This is a genomic window from Flammeovirga sp. EKP202 (genome assembly GCF_014534745.1).
Classification (GTDB): Bacteria; Bacteroidota; Bacteroidia; order Cytophagales; family Flammeovirgaceae; genus Flammeovirga.
In genome coordinates this window covers 22,709-38,024 of the sequence record NZ_JACVVP010000037.1, presented here as the reverse complement: position 1 = coordinate 38,024, position 15,316 = coordinate 22,709, and the positions used below count along the sequence as shown (strand labels likewise).

Genomic DNA, 15,316 nt, shown 5'->3' with positions numbered 1-15,316 from the left:
CGTAAAGTCAATATTTTGGCTAATAAAAATTATCCATCTTAAAAAAGAAGTATTACTCCCCCTTTTCTTACTCTATTTTTACTAAACAATGTACATTTCGGTTTTTTAAAAAGAAAATAAGTTTGCTACCTTGTAAACTAAATTACCGCAAACTTCCAATAGATTATTCTACAAACTTTTATGTCCTACTTTCAAGCTTCCTTCTTCTTCATTTTTCCATTGATGAAAAACGAAGCAAAAAATCTAGGCTTTGAAGTCAAAAGCTAAATTTCATTCCTCTCGCCTAAATGATTTTAAACTCGCTGCGCTCAAACAACAAAATCATTTTTAACGGCTCAATTCCTGAAATACTTGACGCTTTTCCCTTCAATGCCGGAGGGAGTACTACCAAACTAAAATGGTAGGAAGCTCAATGGCGCGAATGTTAAGCGTTAGCCTCATTCGTGTCCTTCAGATTATCAGAAATCTCCTGATTTCTAAACAATATAAATAACGAAAACTTAGTTTACAATGTATTTACTTTGAACCGTCGTCAATTAAGAAGTAAGCATTGGCCCAACTTGCATGGTCTCCACCTCTATCACCATCTTCTTCATCGACCAATAATGTCAACTCTTTTTTACCCTTTACATCAATTTGTAATCGTTGGGGTTCTTGGTTTGACCTTCTGATTGGACCGCTATTGAAGACCTCATTCCCATCCACTTGAATTCTCATTCGTATTAAACCGCCGTTAGAATCATTGGCGCCAGGCGTTACAACAAACGTTTTGTAATTGGCTTCAATCGGGAATACCAATTTAGAAGGAGCGTGTAAGCCAATTCCTTTCTCATATTTACGGCCTTCAATACTAATTCTCCCTCCTTCAATGCCTTCATTATTGAGTACTTTCCAATAAGAATCAACTGTGGTCGCTAATTCTTTCACAAGATATACTTTTTTACCTTCAAGGTCGCTATCATCCTCTTCGAAGAATTTCTTTGCTAATTCTGGATTTTTAGGTTTAAACTCCTTTTTCCCTTCAACAAAGAAAGCTTCTCCCCAATCGGCATGATCACCTCCTTTATCACCTATATCATCTACTATTAAAGTGAGAAAGGTAGCACCAGAAACATCTATTGCATGTAATTTAGGCATATACTTTTGGGATTGACTATCAAAAACACCAGAACTAAAAACTTCCACATTGTCGACTTTTATAGACATTGAAATCTTTCCATGATGTGCATCATCACCTCCGGGTACAACGTAAAAGTAGTGTGCTTTTGGTGGTAATTTATAAATCAAGTTGGATGGAGCATGAACACCTAACCCCTTTTCGTATAACTTTCCTTTCATACGAAGAGGTACTCCACTTACCGCTTGATTTTGTTCAATTTTCCAATAAGAAGAACTCTGAGGAAGTATCATCGTCTTTTTCAAATACGTCCTCTTTCCTTTCATTATTTCCACTGGAACGTCAGATTGGGCCATAGCATTCCAACTCATCAGGGCGAATGCTCCAAAAAATAAAATACTCTTTTTAAATATCATTTCAGTAATAATCAAATATCAGTTCTTGTACTACAAACTAAAAGAAGCGGAGGGTAATCAAATCTCAAAAGTAGCAACAAGCAGGTTTAACGATCTACTTTTAAAATATTAGAATCAATTTTCTTCAATTAGGGTTATTATACAAGATAATTTACACAAATAGTTGAAAAAATAAGTTTATCCTAACTACGTTTCTATTCGTTAGGTAAAGCAATTTATATAAAAATATGGATTGGAATTGTAAATAGGGCAATTTTGTTTTTGAATAGCTTTATCGGAAAGTATCAAGACCTCTCCTTTACCTTATTGTAAATTTCATAGAAGGCATCTTTCATTTTAGGATCTTCCTCTAAGTTCAAGTTTCTCAATTGACAAAGTTCTAAAAAAGTTTCCTCAGGTGTTAGATCTTCCAAATCTGCTAATTGTACTCTTTCTACTTTTTTATTTTCTAACTCTTTATGAATACCAATTTTTAATACCTCAATATTTAGGTCTTCAATATGTTTATAAATTTCGTGTATGGGGTTTTCATTGGCTTTGACATTACTGACCACCACCTCTACCCAAGGGGTTAACTGATGATTTAGAGCGGAAAGTGATGTTAATTCAGTTAAGCATTCTTCTAAATTAGCCTTTACCTTTTTGATTGTTCTGAAAACAGGTACACTTACATGTTCAAGACTAAATTCCTTATTATTTGTAGATAAAATCACCACTTCTTTTTTATGGTAAATCTCACTGAAACTCAATACATAAGGTGAACCTGAATATCGGATATAATCATATTTCACTTTCTGAGCCCTATGCAAGTGACCTAAAGCGATATAATCAAATACTTTTGGAAAATCATCTGCTCCTATATCCCCTAATCCTCCTACGTACACATTCCTTTCACTTTCAGAAGTAGAGGTTTCTCCACCAATGGCAAAAAGGTGTCCCATACCCATTACAAAGGTATCATCATCCGCTTTCTGTTCACATATTTCTCCTACCTTTTGGTAATGTTCAATCAAAGCTTCTTTAAAACGGTCACCAATATTTTCAAAGTGCTGCCCACTTGTGGCTTTACGGATATCCTGATCTCTTAAAAATGGAACTGCGGCAATGACCATTTTTTCTCCTTCTATTTCAAAGGCAAAGACTTCCTCTTCTACATTATCAGATACTTTACCTACCACGGTTACATCTAAAAAGGACAGTAACTCTTTGGGCGCATTTAGCACAGAAGCACCATCATGGTTTCCACCAGTAATGATTACTTTTTTACAATTCGTCCTCACCAATTCCGTCAAGAACTTATAATACATTTTCAAGCTTTGACCTGACGGTTGTGCTGTATCAAAAACATCTCCTGATACCAATACTACATCTATCTTTTCTTTTTCGACAAGATCCACCATCCAATCCAAAGTCATTTGTTGTTCTTCGGCTTGTGATTGTTCGTGAAGGCGGTTACCAATATGTAAGTCGGCGGTATGTAGTATTTTCATCTTTGTATGATCAATTTTTACTCTTAGCATGAAGATCATCATAAAATCATCAAAAAGAAAGTTTAATTTTTCATTAGTGATAAATGAGATTACGTCAATATTTTGACTTACAATTGGTTATTTATCATTATAGGAGTAAGAAAATTTTCATTCAAAACTTTCAACATCAATTGTAAACACCTATCTTATTGTGAACTTTTTTCTCAAACTTTTTAGAACTACTTACTATGCAAAAACAATTGGAGAAGACGGAAAGGTCTCAAACCTCTACTACTTCCTCTTCTGAAGCAAAAAAACACTATTGGAAAACCAACCTAAAATACCTCGGAATTCTTTTGAGTATTTGGTTTATCTCGTCTTTTGGTGCGGGTATTCTTTTTAAAGATGCATTAAATGAAATTACTTTCGGAGGTTTCAAACTGGGATTTTGGTTTGCTCAACAGGGCAGTATTTACATTTTCTGTGTATTGATTATCATCTATATTTTTTTAATGAACAAGTTGGATAAAAGCCATCACTTAGAAGATGAATAATCGCATTATTACTTTCAAGCTAGGCTTCATTTAATGAATTATTACACACATCACAAACTTTAATCATGGACGTACAAACTTGGACCTACATCATTGTAGGCTTCACATTTTTGATATATATCGGTATTGCGGTCTGGTCAAGGGCTGGTTCTACCAAAGAATTTTACGTAGCCGGAGGAGGCGTCTCTCCTTTAGCAAATGGTATGGCTACCGCAGCAGATTGGATGTCAGCGGCTTCATTTATTAGTATGGCTGGCCTGATCTCCTTTATGGGATATGACGGGGGAGTTTACCTTATGGGGTGGACCGGAGGATATGTTCTTCTTGCACTGTTATTGGCGCCTTACCTGAGGAAGTTTGGGAAATTTACAGTTCCTGATTTTATAGGCGATCGATATTATTCTCAAAAAGCTAGAACGATTGCAGTGTTTGCCGCTCTAATCGTTTCATTTACGTATGTAGCAGGACAAATGAGAGGTGTAGGCGTCGTTTTTTCTCGTTTTCTGGAAGTGGATATCAATACAGGAGTGATTATAGGTATGGCGTTGGTGTTTATTTACGCTGTAATGGGCGGTATGAAAGGCATCACTTATACACAAGTGGCTCAGTATTGTATCTTGATTTTTGCCTTTATGGTCCCCGCTATTTTTATCTCCATTCAATTGACAAACAACCCTATTCCCCAATTGGGTTTTGGTGATACTTTGCGTGGAAGTGATACTTATTTGTTGGATAAATTAGATCAACTTTCTATTGAATTAGGTTTTAATCAGTACACCGAGGGACAGAAATCTATGATGGATGTATTTTGTATTACTGCAGCTTTGATGTTGGGTACTGCAGGACTTCCTCATGTGATTGTACGTTTCTTTACGGTGCCGAGAGTGAAAGATGCCCGTTCTTCTGCGGGATATGCATTGGCTTTTATTGCTATACTTTATACTACTGCACCAGCTATTGCCGCTTTTGCCAGAGTAAACCTTATCGAAACAGTCAGTAATCAAGAATATGCAAATATGCCAGAGTGGTTCCAAAAATGGGAAACAACAGGTTTGATTGCCTTTAAAGATAAAAATCAAGACGGTAAAATTCAGTATTTGGCAGATGCGAATGCCAATGAGTTGACCATAGACCGTGATATTATTGTATTGGCAAATCCTGAAATTGCTCAATTGCCCAATTGGGTGATTGCATTGGTGGCTGCCGGAGCCTTAGCTGCAGCTCTTTCTACAGCTGCTGGGTTGTTATTGGTAATTTCGGCTTCCGTTTCTCATGATCTTTTGAAGAAGCAATGGATGCCCAATATCAGTGATAAAGGCGAACTTTTAGCGGCCCGCATCTCGTCTGCATTTGCAGTGATTGTAGCAGGTTACTTTGGGATAAATCCTCCAGGTTTTGTAGCAGCTGTTGTCGCATTGGCGTTTGGTTTGGCGGCGGCCTCCTTCTTCCCTGCCATTATTTTGGGTATTTTTTATAAAAAAATGAATAAAGAAGGAGCTATTGCTGGAATGATCACTGGTCTAGGCAGTATGATTTTATACATCCTCACCTATAAGTTTCATCTATTTGGAGAAACTACTTCAGCAGATTGGTGGTTTGGTATTTCGCCAGAAGGTTTCGGTACAGTAGCCATGTTGATTAATGTAATCACTGCTTTGATAGTAGTTCAATTCACCTCTCCTCCTCCATCTGATGTAGTGGAAATGGTAGAAAGTATACGCTATCCAAAAGGTGCTTCTAAAGAAGTAATGATGCATTAAAAGAAATTATCAATAGGGACCTCTTATTCTTTTTGGGTAAGAGGTTTTTTTTCGTAATAATTTCAACTATTTTAAAAGTAGAAAACCCTTAAACGAACTATGAGTAGACAAAAAATAATTACAACAATTGCTTTTATCCTTTTTTCAATATCAATTTGTCATGGACAAGCTGCCATTCTTGTTTTAATATTTGGTGATAAAGTAGCCTCAGAAAAATTTCATTTAAGTTTAGATGTTGGGGCAAATGCCTCATTTTACGAGAATGCACCTGGGGATGTACAAATGGGGTGGAACTTTGGTTTGGGTACACACACCAAAATTTCAGAGAAGTTTCAATTAGTCGCTGAGTTTAAAATGATCAGTGATCGGAGTAGAAGAAACACTCCTAAGATTTTGCCAGTTCCTGAATTTGCAGATTCACTCATTTCAGAAATTAATACTTCTTGGAATATCAGATACATTGATGTTCCCATTTTAGTCCGTTACTCCGTTTCAGATAGTTGGCATTTTAGTACGGGTCCCCAAATTTCTTTCTTAAATAGAGCGACAGAAATAACAGAACTAGACCTAAAAAATGGGAATGAGGCCACGATCAACCAAGACATCAAAAATGCTTTTAGAAGTGTGAACTACAGTTGGGCTTTTGAAGTTGTAAAAAGTTTTGGAAAAGTTAGAGAAGGAAAAGGGTTGGATTTAAGACTCCGTTATGTACTTGGGTTATCAAATGTTGCGGCCAACGATGCTGCAGTTTCGTCTAGGGTAAATGTCCTTCAGTTTATTGTGACTATTCCATTTATAGAAACAGATCCCAAAAATTAAGCAAACTCAAAACCAATTTTTTGGACATATCTGGTTTTTAGAAATCATGAGATTTCTGATGATCTGTAAGGCACGAATGACGCTCACGCTTAACATTCGCGCCAGTGGAGTTTCCTTCTTCTTCATTTTTGTCTTAACACAAAAACGAAGCAAAAAAGTCAAGGCTTTGAACGCAAAAGCTAAATTCCATTCCTTGAGCCTATTGAAAGGATAACTCGATCAAAACTTCATCGTTTTGAGATGCTCAAACAGCAAAATCATTTTTAACGGCTCAATACATGAAATTATTAACGCTTTTCCCTTCAAGGCCGGGGGAGTTACTACTAAATGAATGCCTGATTACAAATCAAAAAGACAAAGGTTTTATAATAATCTTCTAGTTACCATTACAACATCTACTCACCCTTATCTCAACTCTATCTTCCTTAACCCCTCCATACTTTCTTTGATACTCAAAAAAGTATCTTCGGAATAATCCTGTTCTACAAAACAAGAGTTGATATTTTGACGTTTTGTTTCTTCAAGTAAAGAGGGAAAATCAATTACTCCTTTCCCGACAGGAACAAAAAAATCATGGGGCACAATTTGGTCATTAAAATAGATTTCATCCTTACTCCTCAAGTCTTTGAGGTGTAGTGCGTTTACTCTACCATTTAAACTCTGAAGCACCTCTGTAGCATTTAAACCCGCAATCTCCAACCAGAAAGTATCCAATTCAAATTTTACTAAATCACTTTCTAAGCGATGAGTTAGGATTTCAAAAATAGACGTATTGTTTTCTTTTTTAAACTCAAAACCATGATGATGGTAGGATAAAATTATTCCCGCCTCATTGCATAGTTCACCTGCTTTATTTAAAGCATCTGTCCATTTTTTATAATTTTCTACTCCCCTTTCTTCTTCAAAGATATAACCGAAAGTAAGATGTGTTAATCCTAATCGGTGAGCCATTTCCACCAAATGTTCGAAAGTATCAACATTCTCAATTTTTTGTATCCCTTTCTGTTTTGCTAGATCCCAGTTTTCAGTTAAATAGGTCCATTGGAAAAAAGAACTTGTGAAGAATAAGCCTACTTCTGATACTATTGGTTTCAAGGATTGAACTTGTGAGAGTCCCATGCCTTCCAATTGCTTATATCCAAAGTCTTTTACTTTTCTCAATGTCCCCAAAGGGTCTTTTTCTATTTCATTTCTTAAAGTCCAAAGTTGAATACCTAAGTTATCAACGTAAGAAGTTTGATCATTCATTGTATAAAGAGTAGTTGGAAAAAATGTCAGTCCTAAGACAGACTTCAACATCACTTTTAATACTGTTCTTCTATTATTCATACCTTAATATTAAAAAGCAAAGAGAAACAGTACTATCACATGTGTTTCAAATTCTATCCAATTTGAAGCATTTTTCTTCTAGATCAAAAAAATGAAGAGACTTGAAGTAGCATTGCAGTAGTAATGATCGAATTCAATAATTTATGAAACAAAAAAAATCAGCCCATTACGAGCTGATTCAGTATTTTTAAAGTGCTAACTGCTTTAAGAAGTCATTGTATTTCTCTAACTCTTTAGGCACATCTGCATTTTTTTCCATATCATAAAAATGATGGGTATCTATTAATTCCATCCCTGTAAAGGCATTCATTCTATGGAAACCGAACATCACACCGTCATCGACACTTCTTTCTTGGAAAAACTCCCCTTTCATAGTAAATGCAGTACTAGGGGCATTCCAACTTGTAGTCAATACATATTTTTTACCATGCAACATTCCACCTGTTCCATAATTGATCGCAGGGTTTTTACGGCTTCTACCGTCACTCCTATAGATTCCATTTTGATGACCTGCTGTAAATACTTGATCAATGTATTCTTTAAAACCAAAAGGAACTTGGAACCACCATATCGGTACGTGATAAATGATTACATCAGCCCATTGAAAATTTTCAACCTCAGCTACTGGATCATATTCGTCTCCAATCTGAACTGTTCTAACGTCTATATCTTGTCTATCTGCATAATAATTGGCTGTAAATTCAGCTAATGTTTTATTAAATCTTCCTCCTGAATGAGCAAATGGGTGCGCAGCGTTGATGATTAGTATATTTTTCATGTTTTCGTTTTTTTGATGATAATAAGTACCAAGCCAAGTATTGGATTATCAATCCGTTTGACTTGACAATTACAAAAGTAAAACACGAATTACTATCATAAAAATAATACATTTTATACCTTTGTATAAAAATTTTAATAGATAAAAATATGGTCAATTTAGAATGGTATAGAACTTTTAAAGAAGTATATGAAAATGGGACGTTGACAAAAGCGGCCAATGCTTTGTATTCATCACAACCCGGAGTGAGCGTGCACCTTAATGCTTTGGAAGCTTATATTGGTAAAAAGCTATTTGAAAGAACTTCTCGAAAGATGATACCTACAGAAGAGGGAAAGTTTCTATATGAATATATCATTGGGTCCATTGAGAAATTGGAGAAAGCCGAACAGCATTTTAGAAGAACTTCAAAAGAACGAAAACCTTCACTACATATAGGAATGTGTTCGGAGATGTTTCAATTAATTTTAGAACCTAAAGTACCTCAACTGGAATTTGACCTTATCGCTAAATTTGGTAGTCATATTGATTTGATCAAAGACCTTAGTAATGGCCTTTTGGATTTGGTGATTACACCAAAAACTCCTGATACCAAAAATCAACAAGTGACGTATACTCCTTTTTCCAAAGAGAGAATCATTTTGATAGCTGGAAATAATGTGGAGACAACAGAAATTGAAGAATTGATTAAAACTAAGAAATGGAAAGCTTTGGAGGAAGTACTTCAAGAAAAGACTTGGTACAGCGCTTCTAATGAAATGGAACACTTCCGAAGGTTCTGGTTTGAGAATTTAGGAAAAAAACCTGCTTTTAAACCTAATTATATTCTTCCTAACATCACTTCTATCATTCGATGCCTTTATCATGCTGAGGGCGTGGCATTAGTTCCTGATTTCTTATGTAAAGAAGCTATTGCTGAAGGTAAAATTAAATTAGTCTGGGAAGGAAAAGTAAGTACGGACAATACATTGTACTTTGCTTCAAGGTCTGATATTAAGTCAAAAGAGGAGCTAAAATACGTTGAAGAGATCTTTCAAGATAAATTTGAAGAAATAAATCAAATAAATTTTTAGACTAGAACAACTTAAAAAAAGACTCGTTTTTTACATTTCATTTTTCATCAAAAACACCGAAGTACACAGTGCATATAAAGAAAAAAATACTATTGTGCTGTAACCAAAAAACTGATGAATAAAAAATAAGTTGATGAAAAGATAAATTTGTTACCATCCGTTTACTTAATCAATCCTAATAATCAGCACCTTATCTCAACCTTTCCCGTTCATAAAGCTATAAATTATTACAAAAATATAAATCCATTAAAAATCATGAAAAATTTAATCATCTCATCATTATTATTTTTCGGAACGTTATTCTCATTACAAGCTCAAACAATAGAAACTGAAGAAGGAACATTACATTACGTTAAAGAAAGAAGAGCGTTTGTCTCTAATGCATTTGGTAAAGATGTAAACAACAACGATTTTAACGATATTGTTTACACTTACTCTTACAACCACAAAAGAGGTATTATGAAAGTACACGTGGTAAGTAAGCCTGAATACGAAATTTATGCAGAAGCTGAGGCTTCAAATGCAGCGATTCCAATGATTGAAGAATTTGGAATTGAATTAACAGAAATCCAACGTGAATCATATGCCTTTGATGGTCGTTATGAAATCACAATTACAATGCCTGTTGATAAAAATAAAGTCAACGTTATTGAAAATACAATGGTGGCAAAATAATTCTTCGAAATAGCAGAGAATTAAAGAACATACAACAATCGTCAAATGAAAGGATTAGGTGAAAGCTTAATCCTTTTTTTGTGTTAAAAAGGATGATACAAGGCCCTACTTTTTACTTGAGACAGCAATTTTTCAACGTATTTATGGTTATATAAAATGTTATCAATCTATAAATAACCATTTCTATTGCTTCCTATTTCATACTTCAAATGTCTCTATAAATAGGAACAAATACTCAGTCAAATTATAATATCAATCACTATACTTATTCTTATGAGAAAAAATATCAACGCTCTATTTATCATTTTATGCCTTCCTTTTTTTACGTTGGCGAATACACCTATCGAAGTAAAAACCAATGTGAGCAATGCAACAGTCTATACCAATTCTGCAAGTGTGGAACGAAAAGCTGCAGTTGCAATACCAAAGGGAAAATCTACCATTATTTTTAAAGGGCTTTCTTCCTACCTGTTTACAAATACGATACAATTTCAAGCAAAAGGGGTAAGAGTTTTATCTATAGACTACCAGCAAAATAATATCTTATTGAAAGATAATGATGCCTATCAAAAATTGATGGATCAGATTAAAGATATTAAAGAAAAAATTAAAGAAAAGGATACCTATCTAGAGATTTTAAATAAGGATTTGGAACTCTTAGAAGCCAACAAAACGATCAATTCCAATAACCTAAATATTGCAGAGTTGAAAAGTGCTCTTGCCTTTTTTCATGATAAAAGACTTCAAGTAGAAAAGGAAAAAAGCATTTACCAAAAAGAAATCAAAACTCTAAGTGAAGAGATCAAAAAGCTTCAAGAAGAAGCCAATGAAATCAGAAAGAAACATAAGACTTATTTTAAAGATATTTTGGTAACTGTGCAATCCGAAAAAGAACAAAATATAAAGTGTCTTCTAAAATATATTGTGAATAATGTAGGTTGGAACCCAACTTATGACGTGTTGGCTACAGATATTAATTCTCCTTTTGATGTCGTTTTCAAAGCCAATATTTATCAAAATACAGGAATTGATTGGAAAGACATTAATGTCAGCATTGCATCAGGTAATCCATCAAAAGACAACACACTTCCTTACCTTGAGCCCCTTTACCTTAACTTGGTTTCAGCCAATAGAAATAATTATAATATGCTTCAAGATAAAGTAGCTGGTGTACAGATTGCTCCGCAAAAAAGTAGAATAGTACAAGAGTTTAATGATGATGATTGGGGAGCTAGTGATGAGATAGAGGAAGAATATATACAGGAAGTTGAAGTTTATTCCGGATGGAATATTGAAAGTACATCTTTCCAAACACAATTTACTTACAAAATACCTCAAAAATACACGATTAATGATGGTACAAGAGAAAAGGAAATTTCATTGAAAAATGAAAAAATTGAAGCACTTTACTCTTACAGAGCCATTCCTAAGCTTAACACTGATGTATTTTTGGTAGGAAAAGTTACGGATTGGGGAAAATACAATTTCATTCCTGGTAATGCCAATATCTACTTTGAGAATCAGTTTGTAGGCAAAACATTCCTGCAATCAAGTCAATCTACAGATACATTGGACATCTCTTTAGGCATTGATGAGAGTATTATTGTCAAAAGAGAAAGAGCCTATGAGATGGAGAAAAAGCGTTCTTTTAGTAATAAAAAACGCACAAATAGGGTTTGGAAACTTACCGTGAAAAATAATAAATCGTCGAAGATCAATATTGAAGTGCTGGATCAAATTCCTGTTTCTACCAATGATCAGGTGATTGTGACTCCATTGGAATTAAGCAAAGGACGTTTGAATAAGGAAGACGGTGAAGTCAAATGGGAATTCTATTTAGAGGCTTCCAAAACCAAAGAATTAATCCTTCAATATGAAGTAGAATACCCTAGCAAAGGGTTTGAACCTTTAGATATCAATTAATATCAATACTACATTGTTGGTCTATAACTTGAAGGGCCAACAATGTATTTTTTTATAAAAGCATACTATAAATTTTATTTTTTCTCTATATGTTCAATATTTGCAGCCTAATAAATATAAACCTATGAAGGGCTATCAATAGTGCATATCCTTCTTTCAAGACAAATTAAAAATACTAATGAAGCAACTATTATTACTACTGTTACTAACTGTATATTCATTTTTTGCTCTAGGACAAGATACCATCGAACCTAAATTAGGTGTAATATCAGAAGAAGAAATAAAGTTAACACACTGTTCTTTTGATTCTGCTGCAGAAGCAGTAGTTCTTTTTGATGTCGGTGAAACTAAGTTTCTCGATTACTTAGATGGGTATTCTATTCGTACAACAAGGCACAAAAGAATAAAAATCTTAAATGAAGAAGGGGAACATTATGCCAGTGTCTCTATTCCTTTTTTCGCTAAAAAGGGAAAGGATTTCGAAAAAGTAAAAAATATCGAAGCCTACACTTATGTGATAGAAAATGGTCGTATCGTTGATAAAAAAGAAATTTCCGCTGAGAACATATTCACAGAAAGAATCAGTGAATTCACTATGATTAAGAAATTTACTTTTCCTAATGTAAAGGAGGGTGTCATTATTGAATACAAATACGAACATATCACACCCTATATTTTTAAAATGCCAGACTGGAAGTTCCAATCAAAAATTCCAACTCTTCATAGTCAACATAGGGTATTTATGATTCCTTTTTTTGAATACGTTAGGTTAGATCAAAGAATAGATGAGTTTGATTATTACAATGTTGAAAAAGGAACAACTACAAAAGGCTATGGGAGCTTAGAATACAAAGAAATGATATATACTTCTGTATTAAAAAATGTAGAAGCATTCAAAGATGAAGCATACATCACTTCAATCAATGATTATATCAAAAAAATTGACTTTCAAATTTCTAAAGTGACCTACAGTGACTTAACGGTAGAAGAAATAATCACTACCTGGGAGAAATTGATAACCTCATTGTACAACTTAGAACACTTGGGAAAGTATTTGAAAATTTGTAAAAGAATGGCAAAAAAGATGCTCCAAGAAGACTTAAAAGTAGAAGGCTTAAGTGATGCTCAAAAAGCTTCTGCTATCATTAATTATATGAAAAAGAATTTCATTTGGAATAAAGTTACCGGGTTTGGTACTTATGATACCCCTAGAGATGTGATCAATAAAAAGACTGGAGATGTAGCAGCCCTTAACTTATTAATGATAGCACTATTACAAGAAGCTGGTATAGAAGCTTCTCCAGCTATATTAAGTACAAGAGATCATGGAAAACTAAAAATGTCTTATCCTTTTACAAGCATGTTCAATTATTTACTTGCTAAGGTAACAGTAGGTGAAACAATTTTTCTTGCAGATGCTACAGCACCACTTCTTGAAGTCAATATGATTCCAACAAGATGTATCAATGAGTATGCATTAATACTTGATAAAAGTAAAGAGGTAAGTTGGTTGAAAATTGGATACAATATTCCTTCTGTCAAAAGAACGGAAATCAATATTTCTATTGATGAAGAAGAAAACATCGTTGAATCAGATGTGAAAGTGGTCGCGAACTTTTATCAAGGCTATAAATATAGAAAATTGTTTAAAGATGATACTGAAAAAATTGAAGAGTATTTTAAGAAATCACTATTCAACGAAGTGTCTGAAATAAAAAGTTTAAATTATGACAATATCAATCTTCCTTATACCATTTCATTTAAAGGACAATCAGGACTTTCAAGATTAAATAATATACTTGTCATTGACCCTTTTCAAGGATTATCCATTAAAAGTAATTTATTAAAGCAACCTACTCGCGAATACCCTGTAGATATGCTTTACCCTAAAAAGAATCAATATATCATTAAAATAAAGATGCCTGAAGGGTACGGTGTCAACCATTTACCTGATCCCTTTTATGTAAATAATGACGATTTTTCTACTTATTTATCTTTTGGATACGATAAGAGAAATAATCAAATCATTGTAAACGGTGAATATTTTTTCAAAAAAGCAGTTTATCAACCTGAAGTTTATCAAGAACTAAAATCAGGTCTAGATGCTATCGTCAAAAATTTCAATTTAAAAGTGGCAATAGAAAAAATTGATAACTAATATTCTATGAAACATACTTTAAACTAAATTACCCTCAATTTTCAATCTATCTTTTTGCAAGATTCCATAAGATATACTTTCAAGCTTCCTTCTTCTTCATTTTTGTATTAACACAAAAACGAAGTAAAAAAGTCAAGGCTTTGAAGTCAAAAGAAAAGGGTTTGATAATGACCTTCTAAAATGCAGTGTTGTGGAGACGTTGGATTGCAACGTCTTCACAAATCATTATGCATAACCATTACCGATAATTCATTTTCACATTTTAGTTGCTAACGAGTTACCTATCCCAAGCTGTATTCTACTGAAAGTTAATGGTATAAATAAAATTAATATTACCCTATAAATTTATCTTATACAGTCATAGATTTTATCACTTTGCCTTATTTTCATTCGCCTATTATGTTTGCAATGTGATCAGAAACAAACTGATTCAGAAAACGAAAAATTATTTAATTATATATAGATATTACTATGTCACAAATCGGAAAACAAATTGTAGACTTCAACGTACAAGCGTACGCTAACAACGAATTTAAAGAAGTTTCTAAAGCTGACGTTTTAGGTAAATGGTCAGTATTCTTTTTCTACCCTGCAGACTTCACTTTCGTTTGCCCTACAGAATTAGAAGATTTAGCAAACTTATACGAAGAATTCAAAGCTACAGGTACTGAAGTATACTCTGTGTCTACTGATACTCACTTCGTTCACAAAGCATGGCACGATGCTTCTGAAACAATCAAAAAAATCAACTACCCAATGTTAGCAGATCCTACAGGAGTTCTTTCAAGAGGTTTTGACGTAATGATTGAGGAAGTAGGTTTAGCTGAAAGAGGTACATTCATCGTGAACCCTGAAGGCGAAATCGTATCTTACGAAGTAGTTGCAGGTAACGTAGGAAGAAACGCTGAAGAGTTATTGAGAAAATTAAAAGCTTTACAGTTCGTTGCTGCGAACCCTTCTGAAGTTTGCCCAGCAAAATGGAAAGAAGGAAACGAAACTTTAAAGCCTAGCATTGACCTTGTAGGTTTAATCTAGTCAAAAGTAATTATACACCCCAACTTAACTCTTGTCCCATCTTTTACAAAAGTAGAAGGTGGGATTTTTTTATTGAACGAAGACAAATGTTTAATAATAATCTTCTAAAATATGTAGGGTCGTTGCATTGCAACGACCTCGCGAACCACAATCCACTACCATTTGTCCTTCACAAAAGGAATTACTATAATTAATGAAAACTTAGTTTAC

General features: G+C 33.9%; 12 protein-coding genes. 8 read left to right on the top strand and 4 right to left on the bottom strand.

What is annotated here, in order from left to right:
• Positions 1 to 516: 516 nt before the first annotated feature.
• Complete coding sequence (locus IC221_RS20145; RefSeq protein ID WP_188170686.1) at positions 517 to 1,533, bottom strand: NPCBM/NEW2 domain-containing protein; 1,017 nt, start codon at positions 1,531 to 1,533, stop codon at positions 517 to 519.
• A 284-nt stretch (positions 1,534 to 1,817) separates the two neighbouring features.
• Entirely contained in the window at positions 1,818 to 3,023 is a 1,206-nt protein-coding gene (locus IC221_RS20140; RefSeq protein WP_188170685.1) for an exonuclease SbcCD subunit D C-terminal domain-containing protein, read from the bottom strand.
• A 227-nt stretch (positions 3,024 to 3,250) separates the two neighbouring features.
• Between IC221_RS20140 and IC221_RS20135 the strand changes: the two genes are divergently transcribed.
• The 3 genes from IC221_RS20135 to IC221_RS20125 all read left to right on the top strand — a co-directional run bounded on the left by IC221_RS20135 (position 3,251) and on the right by IC221_RS20125 (position 6,135).
• Positions 3,251 to 3,556 (top strand): DUF4212 domain-containing protein, encoded by a 306-nt coding sequence (locus IC221_RS20135; RefSeq protein ID WP_188170684.1) that lies wholly within the window; start codon positions 3,251 to 3,253, stop codon positions 3,554 to 3,556.
• Positions 3,557 to 3,621: 65 nt separating this feature from the next.
• A complete protein-coding gene (locus IC221_RS20130; protein ID WP_188170683.1) occupies positions 3,622 to 5,316 on the top strand; it encodes a sodium:solute symporter family protein in 1,695 nt (564 codons plus the stop codon).
• 99 nt (positions 5,317 to 5,415) lie between these two features.
• On the top strand, positions 5,416 to 6,135 hold the full coding sequence (locus IC221_RS20125) for a porin family protein (RefSeq protein WP_188170682.1): 720 nt from the start codon (positions 5,416 to 5,418) through the stop codon (positions 6,133 to 6,135).
• Positions 6,136 to 6,540: 405 nt separating this feature from the next.
• Here the strand turns inward: IC221_RS20125 and IC221_RS20120 are convergent, their stop codons facing one another.
• Together IC221_RS20120 and IC221_RS20115 are read right to left on the bottom strand one after the other, a co-directional pair.
• Entirely contained in the window at positions 6,541 to 7,464 is a 924-nt protein-coding gene (locus IC221_RS20120; RefSeq protein ID WP_188170681.1) for a sugar phosphate isomerase/epimerase, read from the bottom strand.
• 187 nt (positions 7,465 to 7,651) lie between these two features.
• Positions 7,652 to 8,242 carry an NAD(P)H-dependent oxidoreductase gene (locus tag IC221_RS20115; protein WP_188170680.1) on the bottom strand — a complete coding sequence of 197 codons (591 nt, stop codon included), beginning with the start codon at positions 8,240 to 8,242 and terminating at the stop codon, positions 7,652 to 7,654.
• Between the two features lie 149 nt (positions 8,243 to 8,391).
• On the opposite strand from IC221_RS20115, the gene IC221_RS20110 reads away from it, so the two are divergent.
• The 5 genes from IC221_RS20110 (at position 8,392) to ahpC (ending at position 15,106) form a co-directional block, all read left to right on the top strand.
• A complete protein-coding gene (locus tag IC221_RS20110; protein WP_188170679.1) occupies positions 8,392 to 9,315 on the top strand; it encodes a LysR family transcriptional regulator in 924 nt (307 codons plus the stop codon).
• 255 nt (positions 9,316 to 9,570) lie between these two features.
• The gene (locus IC221_RS20105) at positions 9,571 to 9,990 is read left to right on the top strand and encodes a hypothetical protein (RefSeq protein WP_188170678.1); all 420 of its coding nucleotides are present in this window, start codon (positions 9,571 to 9,573) and stop codon (positions 9,988 to 9,990) included.
• Between the two features lie 273 nt (positions 9,991 to 10,263).
• Positions 10,264 to 11,913: a mucoidy inhibitor MuiA family protein gene (locus IC221_RS20100; protein ID WP_188170677.1), complete on the top strand. Its 1,650-nt coding sequence runs from the start codon at positions 10,264 to 10,266 to the stop codon at positions 11,911 to 11,913.
• A 178-nt stretch (positions 11,914 to 12,091) separates the two neighbouring features.
• Positions 12,092 to 14,071 (top strand): DUF3857 and transglutaminase domain-containing protein, encoded by a 1,980-nt coding sequence (locus tag IC221_RS20095; RefSeq protein ID WP_188170676.1) that lies wholly within the window; start codon positions 12,092 to 12,094, stop codon positions 14,069 to 14,071.
• Positions 14,072 to 14,542: 471 nt separating this feature from the next.
• Positions 14,543 to 15,106: an alkyl hydroperoxide reductase subunit C gene (ahpC, locus tag IC221_RS20090; protein WP_044208735.1), complete on the top strand. Its 564-nt coding sequence runs from the start codon at positions 14,543 to 14,545 to the stop codon at positions 15,104 to 15,106.
• The last annotated feature ends 210 nt before the right edge of the window (positions 15,107 to 15,316 follow it).

Bases quoted from the DNA above. Each gene is read 5' to 3' on its own strand.
- IC221_RS20145 (WP_188170686.1), bottom strand. From the start codon at position 1,533: ATGATATTTAAAAAGAGTATTTTATTTTTTGGAGCATTCGCCCTGATG.
- IC221_RS20140 (WP_188170685.1), bottom strand. From the start codon at position 3,023: ATGAAAATACTACATACCGCCGACTTACATATTGGTAACCGCCTTCAC.
- IC221_RS20135 (WP_188170684.1), top strand. From the start codon at position 3,251: ATGCAAAAACAATTGGAGAAGACGGAAAGGTCTCAAACCTCTACTACT.
- IC221_RS20130 (WP_188170683.1), top strand. From the start codon at position 3,622: ATGGACGTACAAACTTGGACCTACATCATTGTAGGCTTCACATTTTTG.
- IC221_RS20125 (WP_188170682.1), top strand. From the start codon at position 5,416: ATGAGTAGACAAAAAATAATTACAACAATTGCTTTTATCCTTTTTTCA.
- IC221_RS20120 (WP_188170681.1), bottom strand. From the start codon at position 7,464: ATGAATAATAGAAGAACAGTATTAAAAGTGATGTTGAAGTCTGTCTTA.
- IC221_RS20115 (WP_188170680.1), bottom strand. From the start codon at position 8,242: ATGAAAAATATACTAATCATCAACGCTGCGCACCCATTTGCTCATTCA.
- IC221_RS20110 (WP_188170679.1), top strand. From the start codon at position 8,392: ATGGTCAATTTAGAATGGTATAGAACTTTTAAAGAAGTATATGAAAAT.
- IC221_RS20105 (WP_188170678.1), top strand. From the start codon at position 9,571: ATGAAAAATTTAATCATCTCATCATTATTATTTTTCGGAACGTTATTC.
- IC221_RS20100 (WP_188170677.1), top strand. From the start codon at position 10,264: ATGAGAAAAAATATCAACGCTCTATTTATCATTTTATGCCTTCCTTTT.
- IC221_RS20095 (WP_188170676.1), top strand. From the start codon at position 12,092: ATGAAGCAACTATTATTACTACTGTTACTAACTGTATATTCATTTTTT.
- ahpC (WP_044208735.1), top strand. From the start codon at position 14,543: ATGTCACAAATCGGAAAACAAATTGTAGACTTCAACGTACAAGCGTAC.